This window comes from Ferrimonas sp. SCSIO 43195, from assembly GCF_023716685.1.
GTDB classification, from domain to species: Bacteria; Pseudomonadota; Gammaproteobacteria; order Enterobacterales; family Shewanellaceae; genus Ferrimonas; species Ferrimonas kyonanensis.
Genome location: NZ_CP072679.1, coordinates 1946456 through 1966404, shown reverse-complemented (window position 1 = coordinate 1966404; position 19949 = coordinate 1946456). Strand labels below are relative to the sequence as shown.

Sequence of the window (19949 nt, the reverse complement as noted above, 5' to 3'; positions counted from 1 at the left end):
GACCGCGACACTTGCGTCTGACGCCCAACGCCTACAGCGGCGCCGCCCGCTTCTGCAGTCCGAACCGATCGGCATCGACGCCCTGCTTCCAATAACCAACCGCAAACAGATTGAGCCGGTCGATGCCAATCTGTTCTTGCAGGGGCGCGCGCAGGGCTCGAATCTGGCCGGCCTCCAGCGCTAAAAATACATGGGTGTCGGTGGCCATACTACGGGCGGTATTCAGCACCACCTGTTGCAACGGCTCAGAGCATTCATCTTCGATGATCCAGCGGGTATTCAGCCCGCTGTCGTAATCCAGCTCGATGACGTCTTCCCGAGTCGGAACAGTAATCAAGGCTCGAACGTCCGCCTCCGCTCTGAACCTGGGCAAGTAACCATTGATGGCATTGATGGAGGTCAGATCGCCCACCAACAGATAACTGTGATGCTGATAGTTGGTCAGTTTCATCGGACCTGGGCCGGCAATGCCCACCCTGTCGCCCACGGCCGCGGTCGCTGCCCAGTCGGTCGCAGGTCCCCGGTGCCGATTAATCACAAAATCCAGCGACAGCTCTCGAGTATCCGGATCAAAGGCGCGAATGGTGTAAGAGCGCATCTTTTGCAGCCCATCCACTTCCGGCAACACCACCTTGACGTAACCGCCTTCCATCCCTTCCGGAAACGTACTGAGACTGTCGCCGGTGACCACGATTCTGCGCAGGTGAGGAGACAGGGGAATGACCTTGGACACGTAAGTGGCTCGAGGGGTGGGCTTAGTCGATTTCATCGGTCTCTCCTGCAACTTGAACCTGAACAACATGGTTGATAAAATCAACCATATCGCAACCTAGTTGACAAAGTCAACCAATGAGGCCGTTTGCCATGAACCAGAATGCCATCTCAGATACCCTGTTTGACCTTATCCACGCCTACAAAAAGGCGATGCGTTCAGAGTTAAAGGCCAAGCAATTGGGGTTAAACGCCATGCACGTTAAGTGCTTAACCTACATTGCAAATCAAGACACCTGCACCGCCGTTGACATGGTTGGGCACCTGGGCCGGGACAAAGCGCAGATCGCTAGGCTAATCAAAGAGATGGTGGAAAAGCAGTGGCTGACAAAAACCGCCCACCCCCAGGACAAACGCAGCCAGTTGCTGACGCTGACCGAGCAAGGCCAACAGTTGGCAGCCCTGATTCAGCACACTCGCGCCAAGGTACAAAAGCGCATGGGCCACAACCTCACAGAGGCGCAACTGGCCACCTTCGATGCCATTGCCGCCACCATCACCGCCAACCTCAGTACTGACAACCATCAAGACTGACACACAACAACTCCTCGCTAAGTCGAGCTATTGCCGCAATCTTCTGATCAGGAAATCGATGACAGCTCGATTTTTCAGTGGTTGCTGCCTCGATTGGTAAAGTAAGTTAATTGGCATCGGTGCCGGAACAAAATCGGTCAGAATCTCAACAAGTCGACCTTGCTGCAACGGTTCCTGAAGCAGCAGTTTTGGCTGCAGAATGACCCCCGCATGATCCAGTGCGGCCTGCATCAGAACGTTACCACTATTGGTGGTTAAACGAGGCCTTGGCAACAGACGTTGGCCACTACCGCCATCAAAACCGAGACAATGATGCTTGCTAAGCTCTTTGGGGGTCAGAGGTATGCCGTGCTTTTCGAGGTACACTGGGGAAGCGCAGTAACACAATGGGTAATCGCCGATACGACGCACAACCAACGCAGTTTCGGCCAATTCCCCAATACGTATTAATACGTCCACCTGTTCATTGATAGTAATCCGCGCATTATCCAGTTGCAGCTCTATATCGATTTCCGGATGGCTGGCCATCAATTCGGCCATTAAAGGCGCAATCACCAAGTTACCGTAATTAACCGGAACATTGACTCGCACCAGCCCCCTTGGGTGTTTGGTGATCTGCTGCAGTTCGGCTTCAACCTGCTGCAGTTTGTCCAGTAACTGACGGCACTCCCCTAAGTAGAAGCGGCCCGCTTCGGTCAAGGTTTGTCGGCGCGTGGTGCGAGAGATCAACGAAGTACCGAGATGATGTTCCAGGCTTCTAATGTGTTTACCCACCATTGTGGCACTCAAGTTGAACTGCTCAGCGACCTTAGCAAAATTGCGCTGCTCCGCTACTGCCACGAAAACCTTCATGCTCTTGATTTGATCCACAATTAAAAACCTTAGGTTTATAAAGATAAAAACTTATGGTGGTTTTTAGACAAAAAGAAGTCAACTAGCATGGTTTGCTACGTTGCAACATTCGAGGTCAATCATGTCTCGCCCCATTAGCCTGACCGCCGTACTGCGGCTTAAACCCGATATCGCTCTTCAACAAGGAATGACTGCCATTGCCGCATTTTGCTCCGACATGCGCAGTGAGCCTGGCTGCTGCTTTGCCCATGCCATGCAGCAAAACGATGACCCTTACCGCTTCATTCTGTGGGAGCAATACCACGATAGTGAAGCTCAACAAGCACACTTCCTGGCCCCTCACACCCAAGCTTTTATCGCTTCCGGCCTAACAGAGCTGGTATCGGTTTCCGAAGGCCAATTGATCAGTACCGATTATCTGGGAGACAAGCTATGAATAAACCACTGTGCTGGGGACTACTGGGAACCAGCTTTATCTCCGGAGTCATGGTCGAGGCTATCCGTCAGGAAGGACGCAGCAAAATTAAGGCCGTGGCAGGGCGAAATGCAGAGCGCCTTAATGACTTTGCCAGCCAACATCAAATCACCGCCACCTTTACCGATTACGATGCCCTGATTACCGACCCCGATATCGACATCATCTACATCGCACTGCCGAACCACTGCCACACCGATTACGTGATCAAGGCCGCCCAGGCAGGCAAGGCCATCCTCTGCGAGAAGTCACTGTCGGTGGACCTGCCATCAACGATGGCAGCCCTGAGTGCGGTGCGGAAGGCCGAGGTGTTTTTTGCCGAAGGCCTAATGTACCTGAATCACCCATTAGTGGCAGCGCTATTGCGGCAACTGGATAGCGGTATTATTGGTCAGGTACAAAGCGTACATGCCAGTTACACTGCGGCCATTTCGCAATTTACTAACCCTGGCAGCAAAGGCGCTCTGTTTAACCTGGGCTGCTACCCGCTATCCCTGCTATACCGGGTATTACAACATCAGGGTTTGCTCACTGAGAAGCCACCACAGATGCAGGGCTTTGGTCGCATTGGCGTCGATGGCAACATAGTCGAATCCAACGTCGCCTTAACTTTTGACCACAAGGTACAGGTTCAATTACACACCGCAGAAGACTACGGACTGAGGCACCAGTTTGAGTTACTCGGAAGTAAAGGGTATCTGCGTTGTGATAGCAACCCTTGGTTACCGGGCAACAACAGCAGGCTGGTGATTGCAGAATACGAACAACCTGAACGAGTTATCGATGTTTCCGCGGACGGTGATGGGTTCCTGTATCAGGTTCGCAACGTCATCGATGCCATTGAACACGGTCAGCTTCAACTGAACCACCCAGCCGCCGATTTGAATGACTCAACTCAAATAATGGCTCTGCTGAGTCAATGGCATGAGACCATAAGCGATGAACTGAGGTAGTCAACGAATTCTCAACAGCAAAAAGCCCGCACTAGAAATACCCGGTGTCGCTAACAACAAAATATTCCGGAGCCCTGTTTGAGCCAGGGAGGAAACCTCCAGCACCGTCGCCCTTGCCAGCGCAAGAATGACAAATGCGAAAGACATATATGGACGCCCCTGCAACTGCAAGACTTTGATGAGGTCGGTTTGCGGACGTATATCCGGCGTCTGTTTTACCTTCTCGAGGTAGCGCCATAATGTGGTCCGAACCTGGCAGCCTACACGCTGGGACGACATTTACTGTCGGTCTTATTTCAGGCTCTTGCCAGGCCGGATTACCGTTTGTTCATCAAGGTTTGCAAACTCAGGTTACGCGGTACTCAATGCACCTCCCTGACTTCAGGGAGCTTAACTACTTGGTTACTGCAAACGCATGGGTCAGTTCAAACTTGTTGCCGCTGACCGTCATGCTCCAGGCTATTCGCGCCAGCTTGTTCGCTAACGCCACTATCGCTTTGCGCTTACCTCGGCGCACTATTAGCTTGTTCAGCCATCGCCCCAGTCTGTCATTTCGGTTCGACACATGAGCAAATACCGCTCTCGCTCCGTGTATCAGCAACACCCTCAACTGCTTATTCCCGGCCTTAGTGATACTGCCTAACCGGGTCTTGCCTCCGGTACTCCGCTGCTTGGGAACCAGACCGCACCAAGCCGACAATTGCCGGCCATTAGAGAACTGAAGACCATCCCCCACTTCACTGACGAAAGCCGCCGCAACTATAGGACCGAATCCGGGGATGCCCTGCAGCAATTGATATCGAGGCTGCTGTTTACACAACTGATGAATATCCTGCTCTAGGGCTTTGATTTCCTCATCCAGAGCCCTGAGCTCACTCTGCATCCGTAGCAATAACCCCCGCATGACAACACTCAGGTCGTTATCACCGTCCTCTATCGTGTCAGGGAGCTCTTTCCTCAGCACCTTTATCCCAGTGCCGAAGTTCACACCATACTCCCCTGCTAAGCCGCGCATCTGACAAGCAAGGGCGGTTCGGTATTCAACCATCCTCTGCCGAACGCAGCGCAAAGCCTTTATGTCTTGCTGCTCGACGGTCTTTATGGGAACCGAGTGCAGCTTCGGCCGGAACGCCGCTTCGCAGATAGCTAACGCATCATTGGCATCATTCTTCTGCGCTGACACCATCGGCTTAACGTGTTGCGCGGGGATGAGCTTCACCTGATAGCCAGCCTGCTCAAGCCGCCTTCCCCAATAGTGGGAGCGAGCACAAGACTCCATCGCCACCAACGTTTTAGCAGGAAAGTTGCGCAGGGTATGAAGCAACTTCTCCCTTTTGACCTTGCGGTTCCATAGGATTGAACCATCCTCCTGCAGAACACATACCTGAAAAACACTCTTGGCTAAATCGATTCCAATGGCTTTAATAGACATGATGGACGCTCCTCTGGGAATTATGTTTCGCAACTTAATTCTGGCGCATTTGACGCCGTATCGTAGGGGGGCGTCCATCACATCACTGGGTACCCGCCTTCGCGGGCACGACGGAGGAGTGATTGAAGTGCGAGGGGAATCTACTGCACCGAGCTTTGCGGAAACCACGATAACAACCGGGCTACCGCAACCCCCACCAACTCGCACCGTCGCCCTTGCGAACGCGAGGGCCCAGCGACTTTGGTTTTAACCATGAGAAAGACGCTGGACCGGAGTGATGGTTGCTGAGTGCTGTCCGGGGTCAGTAGGCAATGTTCCACTGCACCCAACCTCCATGTCTTCGAAGTAAGAACAACAAAAAGCCCGCACTCGGCGGGCTTTTCTGTGGATGACGGAGAGATGGGGTCTTGAGGCCACTCAAAATAAAATTCTACTATTTTAGAATGACTAACCGTGTTGTAAGGCAATTAAATTAGTCGTCTGCCTAGTACAGGTTAAAGCCTAGTGCTTACTTTAACGTCTAGAAACAGCAATGGTAGAACTCATGACACACTTTTGGACACATACAAGTTATCGCCAAAGCACTAACCTGTTTTATCTATCAACGTCAATGGCTTAGAAAACACCATTTGAATTAGCAATGTCACCACCGCTGATTAAGGAGTAAACCCTCATTGAAAAATCAAGCGCTTGAATCGAATCCCAATGCTCTACAATTCTGCCCTCTTCGATACGCCAGGTGTCGATAATATTCATCCCTTTTTGATCATCGCCTCTGTCTTCTCTTTCTAACGTGGCATGAGAATGGAAGATCACATAATCACCGTCTACGTAGATGTGTTTTACATCATAAGTGTAATCAGGATATTCCTCGACAAATTCAGTGAGGAAGTCCACTAAGCCAGTAACTTTGTCAGGTAAGTTTCGATTGTGTTGTACATAAGCACTGTCGTTGTAGTGCTCTAGGATGTAGTCGAAATTGTGATTGTTCATAAGGTTTTGAACAAAATCAGTAATCAACTCCGCATTTTCAAACTCTTGTTGTGTCCAACTGGATTTCTTGAGCGATGGCAGATCAATGATCAATGCGTCCTTAGATTGTGCGTATGCCACCGTGCTAGTGAATAGAAGAATAAATGAGGTAAGTGCTTTGAACATAGGTAACTCCATTGTTTGCCGTGCTTAGTAGGTATATATTAATAACCACGGTAATCAATAGTAACCTCAAGCACAAGAAGGCACCAAATACTTAGCTAGGCACATTTTGGTAACTCTTGCGGTAACAACAGACAAATAAGGTATTGAAAAATGGCGAAAAAACCTAAATCGGACAGGCGTATCTTTCACAATAATGAGGATTGCCCCGTGCGCAACGTTGTAGCGCAAATAGGTGACAAATGGTCGCTACTCATCCTGTTTGCTCTCGTAGATGGCTCAGACCGTTTTAATGCTTTGAAATCTAGAATAGAAGGGATTTCTCAACGTATGTTGACTCAAACCCTGCGTGATCTAGAGCGGGAAGGTTATGTAAATAGGACTGTGTATCCTGAAGTGCCTGTACGAGTAGAATATGCACTAACAGAGTTGGGAAGGGATCTGGTTAAGCCTTTGTACAAACTCGTGTGTTGGGCAGATGAACATCAACAAGAGATTCATCGAGCTCGAAGATCCTATGACGAAAAAAGTTAGTCTTATCTCGTTCAAAAAAGGGTATAAAGTGCGGCATTTCTCAACTAAGCGACTCTAGGCTCACGAGTCGAAAATGCTTTAGTTGACACCCTTCGGCGTTACTCGCTGCGCTCGTTGGAACCCTGGCTAGAGTTCTGCACCCTATCTCACTGTTCTTCGAACGCAGAATAGCAAAAAGCCCGCACTAGGCGGGCTTTTCTTTGTATGGCGGAGAGATAGGGATTGATTCCCTCACTGCGTTCGGCCGCCTTCGGCGTTACTCGCTGCGCTCGTTGGAACCCTGGCTAGGGTTCTGCACCCTATCTCACTTTCTTCGAATCCAGAACAGCAAAAAGCCCGCACTAGGCGGGCTTTTCTGTGTATGGCGGAGAGATAGGGATTTGAACCCTAGAAGGGCTATAAACCCTTGCCGGTTTTCAAGACCGGTGCTTTCAACCACTCAGCCATCTCTCCAACGCGGCAAATAGTAATAATCACCGGCCCGGCTGTAAAGCAAAAAACGGTCGACTGAACAATATAGTGGCAATCCTCGGTGCGAATGACGATATTTCATTCGAGTTGAGACAAATGCCGCCAGACTTTGGGTTACAGCAGTTGGAGTTTGCCGGCTTCATGCACCAACTGGGCAATGTTTCTCGCCCCCAGCACCTGCTTCAACACACTGATGTGATAATCGACGCCACGCAGAGTCAGGTTGAGTTGGGAAGACACCTGCTCGCGATCCTGTCCCTGAGCAATACCCGAAAGAATGTACACCGCCAACGGGCTAATCACATTGCAGTCCACCAAGGGATGAATGTCACGACCAAACTCAAGTGCAATCTGAGTCTGCAACTGCGCCAAGCACGCCGCGACTCTCCCCTGCTGATCGGCCAACTCTGTCAGTTGCTCCGAGCATTGCACCAACAGCATAAACCGGCCCCGCAAACGTGGCGACACCGGGCAGCATACCGACACAGTCATAACCCCCTCGATCCCTTGAGCCTGCAGGTGACGAACCATCGGCGCCGGCATGCTCTGCTGTGGCCAGACACACACCTGCTGGCTCAAAAGCTGTTCGATAACAGTTTCCATGTTCCGATAAAACGGCATCTTTCTGCGCCACAAGCTCAGCGCCTGACCGGAACTGGCAAACAGTTGACGCCGCTTGGCCAGGTTGCGAATCACGTGTTCGGTGCTTTTCAGGCGCCGCCCCCAGCGCATCGGCTCATCCAAATCGTAGCAATAGCAGATGGCCTTCACCCCCAATTCGTCGCAGCCCTGTTGCAATAATCCGGCAATACCAGTACCGCTATGCGCCTGTGTCATACCCTGGCCCCCTCAGCGGTAATCCGCCGCACTGCGGGTGTCGACGGTCTGAGTCAATCGGCAACGAAACAGCCGCTGATGACGCTGCTCTATCTGGTGCCTCAGCAAATTGACAATGTCCAGCGCCATGCCGTCAAACTGCCCATCCAACAGCGCACTGGCCGATTCGAACTGACCCAGTTGGCGTAGCAGTTCGGCGGCCATTAGCCGCTCCTGAACCCGGTGCATATCCAGGATCGCCAGCAGCGCCTCCATATTGGCCTGCTCCGCTTCGGTCCAGGCTACGCCAGAGCCATCATCGTTGCGGTAGCGATGGTTTGACTGCTGCCATAACTTAACCCGCAGATGCAACTGATGATCCGAGGGCTGACTCGCATACTGATCGAGCAGACTCTGAATCTCGGCCGGAGTCAGTGGCCGGTAGTCACAGCCATTCTCCCCGCCGTTGGGGTTGACCGCCAGCTCCGGCAGCCATACCGGCGCCTGACAGTGGCCACAGCGGGCCACCAGCGGCTGCTCAGGCACAGTAGGGCTGTCAACGTAGCCATCACTCCACAGAGTGGCAAAACGAGCATCCACCGCCATCAGAGGCCGATGAATTAGATCGCCACCACAGCCGCTGCAAATCAAGAACGTGTCGGGCCCATACCTCATGGCGTCACCTCCTCGCAGATCACCGCGTCACCGATAACGTGGCAGAACTGCTGCCACACCCCATCGGTGTGGATCTGCCGCGCCGAGTTAAAAAAGAACAGCAGAATCAGAAATAGAGTTACGCCACTTAATACCCGGGCGATGGGGTGCGCGTTGGGCTTACGCCGAAGTTTTGCCATGGGAGCCTCCTTTGTGAGTCGGTGACGGGATGCCGGAATCGCACTGCACTTCGATACGGCGACTGTGATGCCAAGCCTTAGCCCGGTTCACTGCTTTGCGGCGCAGTTTCACCGACTCGTTGATGGTCAGCCCAACCGGACAGAAATAACGACACCAGAAATCGGGAATGAACGCAGCACCAAACAGCGACAGCGGCAGGATGTACCACTGCATGCCAACCCCTTCGAGGGCGAACATCATCGAAAACGGCTCATAGGAGCCCAGCGATGGGTGACGGGAGAGCAGAATCAGCATTAATGATCCCCAAATAAGCCCTAAAATCAGGCTTCGGGCATGCTTGATCAGTACCGTTGGGGCCTTCATCGATAGGCCGGTGACCTTGGTCAGCAGGGATTGCACCGTGCTAAAGGGGCACAATTTGTGACAATAGACATTGCGGCCCAGCAATACGATGCCCACCAGAATGGCGCCCATCAGTATCCACCATAGTGGATGCTGCTTCACACTGGGGATGTACCCCAGAACAATGCTGCTGATGCTGCCGATGCCGATAGAGGCATTGGTATAAAAGCCGACAAACAGCAGTGACACCAGCGGCAGCAACGTTTTCAACAGCCGACTGAAACGGTGTTTCGACCCCATGCTGACCACGATTGACGCCGCCACCAGCAACAACATTCCCAACTCATCCCACCCCAACGCCCAAGGATCCGGCGTCCAGGTGGCAGGCAAGCCCAGGTGAGTCATTGCCCCCAGGTGCAGGGAGGCCCGCATCGCTTGACTGACGCCCCGGGCAGTAATGGTCGCCCCGGAGTAAGAGTCGATATCGGTATCCAATAGGAAATCGTCGGTCACCGAACGGTTAGCCAGTTGGCGGAAAAAGTGTTTCTTCTTCAGTCGCTCGATGTATGGCGGGGTCTCTGTGTCCGCCAGCAGCAACACGTCGTGGGTTCGGGCCCCGGTGGCGGTGCGACTGGCGGTAATGGCCACCGTCATCGGCCCGCCATAGCCGTCCCCCTGCCCCAGAATCACCACTTCGGGCTCACCCTGCTGGCGATTGCTGAACTCAAAGACTCTGGGGCCATCACCCTCGCCCGAGTACGGCGTCAGGGTCGCCTCGGGAAAATGACTGGCCAGCAATGCCTCGTAGTCCGGGCGTGTACCTATCTGACCGATAACAAAGGCCGCGATCAGACTCAACCAGGCCAGGCTGCGGATCAGCGACGACCAAGCGAATCGTTTTACTTTCATGACATTCTCGTCTTGTGAACAATGTCGGCGTGCGCAGCTTCAGCCAGCATCGCACGCCGATTAGGAGGACGTTCGCCCTACAGGCGCAGGCCTTTAGGTACGTACTTACGCCAGATGAAAGCCATCAATAACAGGCCCGGCATACAGAACACCGCCAGTCCCAGCGAGCCCGATTGCGGCACGTCCTCAATAAAGGAACTGCCGGCCCAACCAATGCCAAACAGGAAGGTCAAGGCTCCGGTGATCATGCCAGCCCAGGCCAGGGCCGGCATCTGTACCCGTACCGACAGGTAAGCCAGTCCCAAAACACCCAGGGTGAACAGCATGCCCATGATAAAAAATTCCAGTAGTTCCATGTCACTCTCCTCAGGAACGGCCGACAGCGCCGAAAACATTACGGTTGGTTGCGTTCACCCGCATCCCCTCCCCGGTATTCCAGAACTTGGTCACCTTGGCGGGGTTCTGGGTAGAGCCATAGCCAAAGGCCGGGTGCATCTCCGACATGGCACTGTGCAGCACGTCCGGAATGAACGGGTTGGCCGCCACGATCATCCAGTGATGCCAGAAATCCGGTTCGTTAAAAGTACAGGCGGCGTTACAGGCGGCGCAGTCGCCGTCGCTCTCCATCCAGTAGTCGAAACAGCGTTTGGAGTCGACGTGGAACTTCTTGATCCCTTCGTGGTTGTTCCAGTTATAGCCTGGCTGTTCCGAGTGCTCACCGACAAAGGTAAAGGTGGTGTCTTCGCCCATGGGCAACGCCTTGGACGGGCAGGCTTCGGCGCACTTTTTACAGGATTTGCAGAACTCCTCAATGCCCCAGCTGCGCGGCTGATCGTGGTCAACAAATTCCAGGTCGGTATACACTTTGCACAGGCGCAGACGCGGACCATAGCCGGGCACAATCAGCTGGCCATTTCGGGCCCCCTCACCCAGGCCGGCGGCAATGCCGTAAGCCACCGAGTTACCCAGATCGTTGCCACTGGCCACAGCATGGTAACCGAGGCCGCGAATGAATTTGGCCATCTGCGACGCCAACGTCGCCATCTTGGTGTAACCGTCTCCCACGGTGCCGCCGGAGGTAAAGGTCGGTGCGGTGGCCAGGTTGTCGTAGTCCATGGGCACCGCCATCACAATCACCGTCTTTGGCTCGAAAGGAAAATCCTCCTCCCAGCTAAGCTCGCGGTCCACAGGCTTAAAGTGCTCCATCGCCCCCTGCATCGCTTTGGCCATCTCCGCCTGATCGGTGATCTTGCTGACGCCCTGAGCTTCCATGGTTTCCATCATCTCCACGGTGGCACCGGCATGGTAAATCGGATCGTAATCCCAGCGCTTATCGCGTTTAGCGATGCCACAGCGGATGGCGCCAAACAAGCGTGCAGCACTGCGAATGGCATTGGCCGCCTCCAACTTGGAGCCAAACTGATACTGTTCATGCTCGACATCCGACTGATCCCAGGAGAACCAGGTGGTATCCGGCACGCCCATGGCACCCAGGCGCAAATCCCATTTGTGCGGCGGACACCAGGCGGCATGGGACAACGATCGATCCAGCTGGGTAAAGCCGAGGCGAGAGTTATCCCACCCCTTTTGCTCAAAACGAGGCACCTGAAGCTGAAAGTTGTAGTTGGGGTTGTCCTTGTTAAGCCGACCAAACTGCTCGTTACGCTCAGGATGGCGCATCATCAGCATCGGGCTGCCGGCATAGGACCACATGTGGTCACGACCGGGAAAGGGCTTGAAATCGTCTGCCAACTGCGGCCAACCGGGATTGAGTTTTCCCTCGATGGATACCCGGCCAACGCCATAGGCACCCAGGCCCGCCGCCAGTACAGCGCCACCACCCAGCGCCGCCCGTTTAAACAGTTGGCGACGTTGTGGATTGTCCAGCAACCCCTCGGAATCCTGCGGGCAATCAGGCTGGCCCGGTGTAGCTTGTTTTTGAGTCATTTCCCATCTCGCAATAGTAGTAATGGAAATATTGTCGGCAATTCAAACCTAGAGATTATTAATTTATTGAACACCAACATCTTGGCCTAAAATATTATCCAATATCACTCACCCCAAATAGCCCCGCTCAGGTAACTCACAATTTCACATTTGATAATCGCAGTAAATTATGGACTTCAAACACCCACTGCCACTAGGGATTCCCTACTGTTTTACTTTTTCAAATAAATCGATTGCAGCGCCCAATTTGCGACTCAGGTATCATTTTCCACTCCCTCTGATGCCTCCCCCCCGTAGTCTAAGGGCTTCTAAGCCCCGGTACACCCGAACAACGGCAGCGGCTTTAGCTGTCTAGTACTATAGCGATGCACAGCCAGCTCTCAGTCTCATCATTTCAAATATGAAACTGTCAATTTTAAATATAAAAACAACCACATCAAATTTAAACTAATTATCAGAATTCCATCACAATTGAAAAAATAACAACAACAAGGACCGACGAATAAAATTGTATATTCCGTTCCGCGACATAAAAAACAATAAACACTGAAAATAATAAATGACTGCAATCTGGTTATTTACTAAGGGTTGAAACATGAATCGTTCTTCTAAATATCTCTCTCTGGGCTTAGTTGCCCTCTCTGCCACCCTTGCCACTACGGTCAACGCCAGTGGCCTGCTTCGGGACGACACCGCCTCCGCCTACCTCGGCAGCGCCGGTGCCGGCCGCGCCGCCGACATCAGTGCCGGTGCCGCCTTCAACAATCCGGCCGGACTGGCCTTCATAGAACAACGGCAAGTCCAGGCAAACCTGATGGCCATCGACCACCACTTCAACTTTAAGGATCAAGGCTCCAGCGGCAGCAACGACGGCTTCGACCAGCGTCGCCGAAATGTCGACTACGATGTCGGTGTCGCTGCGGGTAATTCGCTGTTTTACGGCCAGCCACTCGATGAGAACTGGGGCATGGGCCTGGCCCTGGCGTCGCCGGCAGGTGGCGCTGCCGACTTCGGCAGCAACTGGGTCGGAGACAACTTTATCGAGTCTGTAGACGTGCTGGTACTGACGGCCACCGCTTCAGTGGGCTACCGAATCAACCAACAATGGTCGTTAGGGGCCAGTCTTGGGGCCAATTACATGAGCTGGGAGCTGGACATGGCACCGTTTCCCGGTGCCAGCGAAAACCTGGACCTGAGCAGCACCGAGTTCACCTGGTCGTTGGGGCTGATGTACCGTCCGGACGAACTCACTCGCATGGGGTTGCGCTATGTGGCGGGCGTTGAACATGAGTTGACCGGCGACACCACCCTAATCAGCCCCATGGGCACCCAAAAGGATCAGGCCACCCACGTATTTAATCTGGCAGACTTGGTTACTTTCAGCCTGGATCGCCAGCTCGGCGCAGGCTGGACCCTGTTGGCGGATCTGGAATGGGCACAATGGTCCGATCTGGAGGAGAGTCGCATCGTCCATGACCACGGCCCCACCATCGTTATTCCCCGCAACTGGAACGACGCCTGGAGTGCCGCCATCGGCTTCAACTACCAGCTCAGCCAACAATGGTTGCTCAAGGTCGGCATCGCCTACGATCAGTCGGTGGTGTCAAAAGCTGACCACAAACTGGATCCGCCCATGGATCGCCAGCTCGCCTACGCCGTCGGCGCCAGCTGGCAGGTGAGTGAACGCACTCGCCTTGACATGAACTATCAATACCTGGATCTGGGCGACATCGAAGTCAATCAGGCCATCAACGGCTATGACCCCATTGCTGAGGCGCCTTTCCAACAACAGATTCGAGGTCAAAGTGAGGCCCATATTCACCTCCTTAGCCTGGGATTAAGTCACCAGTTTTAACCACTGACTTAGGCCCAGGAACCCCCGACGCCCTAAGTCTTATGACTAGTGACAGACAAATCCCCACCTGCTACCGGGCTCACTGTGTGGTGCCCGGTTTCGTTGCTACTATCAGGAGACAGAGCCTTCGACCGCCAAGACGAGACAGGATAACTATGCACCAAATCTCCCTCGACGACCTTCGTTTGGTTAACCACATCGCCAAAGTCGGCAGTTTCGCCCGCGCTGCAGACTCCCTGGCTCAACCTCGCCCCAGCGTGACCCGGCGCATCAAACAACTGGAGTCCCATCTCGGCGTAGTGCTGTTTCAGCGTTCAACCCGGCAACTGGCCTTAACACCGGAAGGAGAGGCATTCCTGCAACACAGCCAGGCCATTGAGATGCAGTGGCTGGAGGCCACCGAGCGCATGAAGACCACCACCTGCGAACCCAGCGGCAAACTCAGAGTCAGTGCCCTGGGCCTGTTTAACCGGGTGATCGCCGGACCGGTGCTGTCCGAGTTCGTACGCAAGTACCCCAACATTGACCTGGAGCTAAGGTCCACCTGGTCGGCCCCCGATGCCACCAAATTCGATGTCGATTTGATGTTCAACACCAAGCCTTTGAACGACAAAAGTTTCGTCAGTGAACCGCTGTCGCTCACCAAACGTGACTTTTATGCCAGCCCGGAGTACCTGAAAACTGCCGGCACCCCAAGTAACATTCAGGAGCTGAATGATCACCACCTTGTGGTGCTCAATTACACCGATCTCGGCGACGGCGACTGGTATTGGCAGGATGGCGACCAACTGCAGACACTGCCAGTTCACAGTCACCTTCGCCTGGACGAGGCCGAAGCGGCGCTGCAGATGACCTTGCTGGGTCATGGCATCTGCTGGCTACCGGATTTTTGCTGTAACCAGTACCTGGAAAGCGGCCAGTTGGTGCGCCTGTTTGACGGCCGCTTCGCCACTCCCGGCCCCCTGTGGGCCATCTACCCCAGAACCCCGTTTGAGAATCATCGCATGCGGCTGTTTATCGAAATGGCCAGGGCCAGCGAATTGCTGGGAGAGCCGGCCCCGCGCCGGCGCTGATAAGCGCCGCGATTATTCACCGGCCATTACCTTGGGTCTGGCCCGCTCAATGATGGCCAGACAATCGATGCCTAGTGGCAAGTTGCCAAAGCACAGCCCTCGTCCGGGCCCCAGGCGACTGGCACAAAAAGCATCAATGACTCCGGCGTTACCGGCGAAAATTAACTGCGCCGCCTGCATCAGCTTGGCCAGACGCTCTACCATGTGGCGCCCCTGATACTCAAAGTCCGTCAATGCCTGAAACTGCTCCCGAGTATCATCCAGATAGGCGTCGTACAACCGGTGACCGCCGCGGGCCAACTCCAGCTCTGAAAAGTAAACCTCCATCGCCTGCGGCGTTTTGCCGATGGCCCGCAACACATCCAGACATTGCACATTACCACTGCCCTCCCAGATGGAGTTCACCGGCGCTTCACGATACAACCGCGGCAGTATGCTTTCCTCCACATAACCTATGCCCCCCAGACACTCCTGGGCCTCGCCAATATGGTGAGTCGCACGTTTGCAAATCCAGTACTTGCCAATCGCCGTACCCACCCGCAACAACAGCTGTTCCTGAGGATCGTCCGGGGCGTCCAGCGCCCGAGCCATGCGACCGGTCATCGCCAGTGCCCCCTCGACCTCCAGACACAGATCCGCCACCACATTCTGCATTAACGGCTGTTCCATCAAGGGTTTTCCCATCACGCTACGATGAGCAATATGATGAGTCACCTGAGCCACCGCCTGGCGCATCATCGAGGTAGAGCCGATCATGCAGTCGTAACGGGTCAGCGCCACCATCTCGATGATGGTGGCGACTCCGCGGCCCTCTTCGCCGAGGCGCCAACCCAGAGCACCGCGAAACTCCACCTCAGACGAGGCGTTGGACACGTTGCCCATCTTGTTTTTAAGCCGCTGCACATAAAACTCATTACGGCGCCCGTCCGGGCGCCACCGGGGCAGCAAAAAGCAGGTCAGTCCGGCGGCTGTCTGCGCCAGGGTCAGGAAACCGTCGCACATGGGCGCCGAGCAGAACCACTTGTGACCGACGAGTTCATAACGATCGCCCTCCAACTGCGTCGCCACCGTCGTATTGGCTCTCACGTCGGTACCGCCCTGCTTTTCGGTCATGGCCATGCCGATGGTGACGCCCAGTTTATCGCTGCTGGGCTTGTTGGCCGGGTCGTAGCGACCTTGCAGCAACTTTGCCAGCCAAGCCGAGGCCTCACCCTTGGCTTTCGCCAGCGGCGGCACCGCCGCAAAGGTCATGGTCAACGGACAACCGCTGCCGGCGTCATTCTGGTTGTAGAGGTAGTTGAGAGCCATCCGCACCACATGGGCGCCGGCTTTAGGTGTGGTCCAAGGCAGGGTTGGAATGCCGGCATCGATGGCCAGGGTCATCAACTCGTGGTAAGCCGGATGAAACTCCACCCAGTCAATGCGATTACCGAATCGGTCGTGGCTGTGAAACTCCGGCTTATGCCGATTGGCCAAAAAGCCTTTCTCTATCCACTGGGGCTCCCCCAGGGTTTGTCCCAGACGACGAACCCGCTCCAGGCCCCAGTTGCCGCCTTCGCGAGCCAGTAACTCTTTCAGTGGTTGATCGTTATCATACAGGTTGTAGTGCTCCAGCGGCGGCACCTGATTAAACACGTCATGGGTTTCAGCGAGTATGCTGACAGCGGGCTGAGAGGTCGACAAGGGCCATTCCTTCTGGTCAAAATTCAATCATCGATGAATTTAAACTAGCGTTTACTTGGCGACCCGTAAAGCCCTTTGTGCCAGCCCTACAAAAAGCTGGCGATCTCTGCCAACGACTTCTTATGGCGGGCATGGGCGGGAATGCTGGCGTCTTCGCCCGGGTAACCGGCCACAATCAACATGTAAGGCCGCTCGTTGTCGCTGCGCCCGCACACCCTGGACAGGAAACTCATCGGCTTCGGGGTGTGGGTGAGCGTTGCCAGTCCAGCCTGATGCAGGGCGGTGATCAGAAAGCCGGTGGCAATTCCCACGCTTTCATGCACATAGTAGTTGGTGGTTTCACCGTCATCCTGCAAGCCGCCGCGTTTCTTGCTGAATACTGCGATCAGCCATGGGGCGGTCTGCAAATAAGGCTTATGGGCGTCGGTGCCCAGAGGTTTCAGAGCCTCGAGCCACTCCTCTCCGGCACGCTTATCCTCGTAAAACCCTCGCTCCAGTGCCTCAGCCTGCTCGCGAATCTGGCTTTTAACCTCGTCAGAGTGAATGGCAACAAAATGCCAGGGTTGGTGATTGGCACCACTGGGGGCGCTGCCGGCAGTAAGAATGCAGTCTTCGATCACCTGACGGGGCACTGGCCGATCGGAAAAGCTGCGGATGGAGTGACGACGACGCATCTGTTGCAAAAACAACTGCGCCCGCTGTCGCATCTGTTCGCTGTCGTACTCGATAAAATCACTGAGGGGTTCACTGTCGTGAGGCTGCATGGCGTCGCTCCGGCCGGTGGGATGAGCGGTCAACCTCAGGCACGCCTATGCCCGCTTCACCCGTTGATGAAGCCATCATGCTAACCAGAGCACTCGCTCAGCACAAGCCACGACCAAAGACACCACAAACAAAAAGCCCCGGCACAAGGCCGGGGCTTTAACACATTCAGTAATCGAAATTACTTAGCTGCGTCGCGAGCTTTCACTTCAGCGATAACTTCTTCTGCCACGTTCATTGGGCAAGGCATGTAGTGGGAGAACTCCATAGAGAACTGACCACGGCCGGAAGTCATAGTACGCAGGTGACCGATGTAACCGAACATTTCGGACAGAGGTACGTCAGCCTTGATGCGAACGCCAGTGGCGCCAGCTTCTTGGTCTTTGATCATACCGCGACGACGGTTCAGGTCACCGATTACATCACCAACGTGGTCTTCTGGAGTGAACACGTCAACCTTCATGATAGGTTCGATCAGCTGAGGACCGGCCTTAGGAATGGATTGACGGAAAGCGCCCTTAGCGGCGATTTCGAAGGCTACGGCAGAGGAGTCAACTGCGTGGAAGCCACCGTCGAACAGCTCTACTTCAACGTCCAGTACTGGGAAGCCAGCCAGAACGCCCTGCTCCATCATGGAGGCGAAGCCTTTCTCAATAGCAGGCCAGAATTCCTTCGGCACGTTACCGCCCACAACAGTGGAGGTAAAGGTGAAGCCGGTACCTGGTTCGCCAGGCTTGATGCGGTAATCGATCTTACCGAACTGACCGGAACCACCAGACTGCTTCTTGTGGGTGTAGGAATCTTCAACTGCTTGAGTGATGGTTTCACGGTAAGCAACCTGTGGCTGACCAACAATCAGGTCAACACCGTAGGTACGCTTCAGGATATCTACTTTAATATCCAGGTGCAGTTCACCCATACCCTTCAGGATGGTTTCACCGGAATCTTCATCGGTTTCAACCTGGAAGGATGGATCTTCTGCAACCATCTTACCGATAGCGATACCCATCTTCTCGGAACCACCTTTGTCCTTCGGAGATACAGCGATGGAGATCACTGGCTCAGGGAAGATCATAGGCTCCAGGGTGCACTCATGCTTAGGATCACACAGGGTGTGACCGGTCTGCACGTTCTTCATACCAACAACGGCGATGATGTCACCGGCTTGAGCACGAGAGATCTCGTTACGCTCATCGGCGTGCATCTCTACCATACGACCGATACGCTCGGTTTTGCCGGTAGCGGAGTTCAGGATGGTCATGCCTTTTTCCAGAACACCAGAGTAGATGCGGATAAAGGTCAGGGCACCGAAACGGTCATCCATGATCTTGAACGCCAGAGCACGCAGTGGCTCGTCAGCAGATACGGTAGCAACTTCACCGGTAGGCTCACCAGTCTCTGGATCAGTCAGAGGCTGTGCATCAACTTCGGTTGGGCTAGGCAGGTAATCAACAACCGCGTCCAGAACCAGCTGAACACCTTTGTTCTTAAATGCAGAACCACAGTAAGTCGGGAAGAAGGACATGTCACGGGTACCCAGACGGATACAACGCTTGATGTCTTCCAGAGAAGGCTCTTCGCCGTCCATGTAAGCCATCATCAGGTCTTCGTCCTGCTCAACTGCCATTTCGATCAGCTCTTCGCGGTAGGCGGCAGCGTCATCGACCAGGTCAGCTGGGATGTCTACGATTTCGTAGTTTTCTGGCAGGCCAGTGTCGTCCCATACGTAAGCCTTTTGGCTCAGTACGTCTACAACACCAACGAAGTCATCTTCACGACCGATAGGCAGGGTCATAACCATTGGGTTTGCACCCAATACGTTCTTAACCTGGTCTACAACGCGGAAGAAGTCTGCACCCATACGGTCCAGCTTGTTCACGAAGATCAGACGGGCTACTTCGGATTCGTTAGCGTAACGCCAGTTGGTTTCGGACTGAGGCTCAACACCGCCGGAACCACAGAATACACCGACACCACCATCCAATACTTTCAGGGAACGGTATACTTCAACGGTGAAGTCTACGTGTCCCGGAGTATCGATGATGTTCATCCGGTGGTCTTTCCAGAAACAAGTGGTAGCAGCTGACTGAATGGTAATACCACGCTCAGCTTCCTGTTCCATGAAGTCAGTGGTAGCGGCACCGTCATGCACTTCACCGGTCTTGTGGATCTTACCGGTCAGTTTCAGGATACGCTCAGTAGTAGTGGTCTTACCGGCATCAACGTGAGCGAAGATACCAATATTTCTGTATTTTGATAAATCAGTCATTGCTTTACTCTGCAAAAAACAATCGTTGTCACTTTTCGGCGGGGAAGTATACCACTATTGGCACCAAAAGATACGCACTACTCGAAATGATTTCGGTAGTTAGCATCGATTTTGTACTGCAACTGGTCACTATCTTGTCCGACGTCGGTTGGGATGTCTGACTTGCCGCACGAATTATAGCCCACTTCTATTTGCCAACGATGATTTGGGGCCGAAATCTCAAAAAAAACCACCGCTCGATTTAACCGTTGTATCCCTGGG

Annotated in this window: 19 protein-coding genes and 1 tRNA gene; 6 read left to right on the top strand and 14 right to left on the bottom strand. The window is 54.0% G+C overall.

The window, feature by feature from the left end:
* Positions 1 to 31 precede the first annotated feature (31 nt).
* On the bottom strand, positions 32 to 769 hold the full coding sequence (locus J8Z22_RS09285; RefSeq protein WP_252010170.1) for a siderophore-interacting protein: 738 nt from the start codon (positions 767 to 769) through the stop codon (positions 32 to 34).
* Between the two features lie 95 nt (positions 770 to 864).
* Between J8Z22_RS09285 and J8Z22_RS09280 the strand changes: the two genes are divergently transcribed.
* On the top strand, positions 865 to 1305 hold the full coding sequence (locus tag J8Z22_RS09280) for a MarR family winged helix-turn-helix transcriptional regulator (RefSeq protein WP_028113423.1): 441 nt from the start codon (positions 865 to 867) through the stop codon (positions 1303 to 1305).
* A 27-nt stretch (positions 1306 to 1332) separates the two neighbouring features.
* Here J8Z22_RS09280 and J8Z22_RS09275 read toward each other — a convergent pair whose 3' ends face one another.
* Complete coding sequence (locus tag J8Z22_RS09275; RefSeq protein WP_252010169.1) at positions 1333 to 2175, bottom strand: LysR family transcriptional regulator; 843 nt, start codon at positions 2173 to 2175, stop codon at positions 1333 to 1335.
* A 103-nt stretch (positions 2176 to 2278) separates the two neighbouring features.
* On the opposite strand from J8Z22_RS09275, the gene J8Z22_RS09270 reads away from it, so the two are divergent.
* Together J8Z22_RS09270 and J8Z22_RS09265 are read left to right on the top strand one after the other, a co-directional pair.
* Entirely contained in the window at positions 2279 to 2593 is a 315-nt protein-coding gene (locus tag J8Z22_RS09270; protein WP_252010168.1) for a putative quinol monooxygenase, read from the top strand.
* Positions 2590 to 3585, top strand: a complete 996-nt coding sequence (locus tag J8Z22_RS09265; RefSeq protein WP_252010167.1) for a Gfo/Idh/MocA family protein — start codon at positions 2590 to 2592, stop codon at positions 3583 to 3585. The genes J8Z22_RS09270 and J8Z22_RS09265 overlap by 4 nt, the downstream gene beginning before the upstream one ends.
* 394 nt (positions 3586 to 3979) lie before the next feature.
* Here the strand turns inward: J8Z22_RS09265 and J8Z22_RS09260 are convergent, their stop codons facing one another.
* Both J8Z22_RS09260 and J8Z22_RS09255 read right to left on the bottom strand, forming a co-directional pair.
* Positions 3980 to 5017, bottom strand: coding sequence for an IS110 family transposase (locus tag J8Z22_RS09260; RefSeq protein ID WP_252007102.1), 1038 nt, complete (start codon positions 5015 to 5017; stop codon positions 3980 to 3982).
* Positions 5018 to 5632: 615 nt separating this feature from the next.
* Positions 5633 to 6175 (bottom strand): nuclear transport factor 2 family protein, encoded by a 543-nt coding sequence (locus J8Z22_RS09255; RefSeq protein ID WP_028113297.1) that lies wholly within the window; start codon positions 6173 to 6175, stop codon positions 5633 to 5635.
* Between the two features lie 150 nt (positions 6176 to 6325).
* Between J8Z22_RS09255 and J8Z22_RS09250 the strand changes: the two genes are divergently transcribed.
* Positions 6326 to 6706: a helix-turn-helix domain-containing protein gene (locus J8Z22_RS09250; RefSeq protein WP_084144450.1), complete on the top strand. Its 381-nt coding sequence runs from the start codon at positions 6326 to 6328 to the stop codon at positions 6704 to 6706.
* A 362-nt stretch (positions 6707 to 7068) separates the two neighbouring features.
* Here the strand turns inward: J8Z22_RS09250 and J8Z22_RS09245 are convergent.
* From J8Z22_RS09245 to J8Z22_RS09215, 7 genes are all read right to left on the bottom strand, one after another.
* Positions 7069 to 7159 (bottom strand) — tRNA-Ser (locus J8Z22_RS09245).
* Positions 7160 to 7291: 132 nt separating this feature from the next.
* Entirely contained in the window at positions 7292 to 8014 is a 723-nt protein-coding gene (locus J8Z22_RS09240; protein ID WP_252010166.1) for a LuxR C-terminal-related transcriptional regulator, read from the bottom strand.
* Between the two features lie 12 nt (positions 8015 to 8026).
* Positions 8027 to 8668 carry a hypothetical protein gene (locus J8Z22_RS09235; protein WP_252010165.1) on the bottom strand — a complete coding sequence of 214 codons (642 nt, stop codon included), beginning with the start codon at positions 8666 to 8668 and terminating at the stop codon, positions 8027 to 8029.
* A complete protein-coding gene (locus tag J8Z22_RS09230; protein ID WP_252010164.1) occupies positions 8665 to 8847 on the bottom strand; it encodes a hypothetical protein in 183 nt (60 codons plus the stop codon). Before J8Z22_RS09230 ends, J8Z22_RS09235 begins: the two co-directional genes overlap by 4 nt.
* The gene (locus J8Z22_RS09225) at positions 8828 to 10099 is read right to left on the bottom strand and encodes a 4Fe-4S binding protein (protein WP_252010163.1); all 1272 of its coding nucleotides are present in this window, start codon (positions 10097 to 10099) and stop codon (positions 8828 to 8830) included. The genes J8Z22_RS09230 and J8Z22_RS09225 overlap by 20 nt, the downstream gene beginning before the upstream one ends.
* Positions 10100 to 10176: 77 nt before the next feature.
* The gene (locus J8Z22_RS09220) at positions 10177 to 10455 is read right to left on the bottom strand and encodes a hypothetical protein (RefSeq protein ID WP_252010162.1); all 279 of its coding nucleotides are present in this window, start codon (positions 10453 to 10455) and stop codon (positions 10177 to 10179) included.
* 10 nt (positions 10456 to 10465) lie between these two features.
* Positions 10466 to 12046 carry a reductive dehalogenase gene (locus J8Z22_RS09215; protein ID WP_051252699.1) on the bottom strand — a complete coding sequence of 527 codons (1581 nt, stop codon included), beginning with the start codon at positions 12044 to 12046 and terminating at the stop codon, positions 10466 to 10468.
* Between the two features lie 595 nt (positions 12047 to 12641).
* Between J8Z22_RS09215 and J8Z22_RS09210 the strand changes: the two genes are divergently transcribed.
* Together J8Z22_RS09210 and J8Z22_RS09205 are read left to right on the top strand one after the other, a co-directional pair.
* Positions 12642 to 13901, top strand: a complete 1260-nt coding sequence (locus tag J8Z22_RS09210) for an OmpP1/FadL family transporter (protein ID WP_252010161.1) — start codon at positions 12642 to 12644, stop codon at positions 13899 to 13901.
* 155 nt (positions 13902 to 14056) lie between these two features.
* Positions 14057 to 14974, top strand: a complete 918-nt coding sequence (locus J8Z22_RS09205) for a LysR family transcriptional regulator (RefSeq protein ID WP_028113303.1) — start codon at positions 14057 to 14059, stop codon at positions 14972 to 14974.
* A gap of 12 nt (positions 14975 to 14986) precedes the next feature.
* Here the strand turns inward: J8Z22_RS09205 and J8Z22_RS09200 are convergent, their stop codons facing one another.
* The 3 genes from J8Z22_RS09200 to fusA form a co-directional block, all read right to left on the bottom strand.
* Positions 14987 to 16657, bottom strand: coding sequence for an acyl-CoA dehydrogenase family protein (locus J8Z22_RS09200; protein WP_252010160.1), 1671 nt, complete (start codon positions 16655 to 16657; stop codon positions 14987 to 14989).
* Positions 16658 to 16743: 86 nt separating this feature from the next.
* The gene (locus tag J8Z22_RS09195; protein WP_252010159.1) at positions 16744 to 17421 is read right to left on the bottom strand and encodes a nitroreductase family protein; all 678 of its coding nucleotides are present in this window, start codon (positions 17419 to 17421) and stop codon (positions 16744 to 16746) included.
* Positions 17422 to 17600: 179 nt separating this feature from the next.
* Positions 17601 to 19688 (bottom strand): elongation factor G, encoded by a 2088-nt coding sequence (gene fusA, locus J8Z22_RS09190; protein ID WP_252010158.1) that lies wholly within the window; start codon positions 19686 to 19688, stop codon positions 17601 to 17603.
* Between the last annotated feature and the right edge of the window lie 261 nt (positions 19689 to 19949).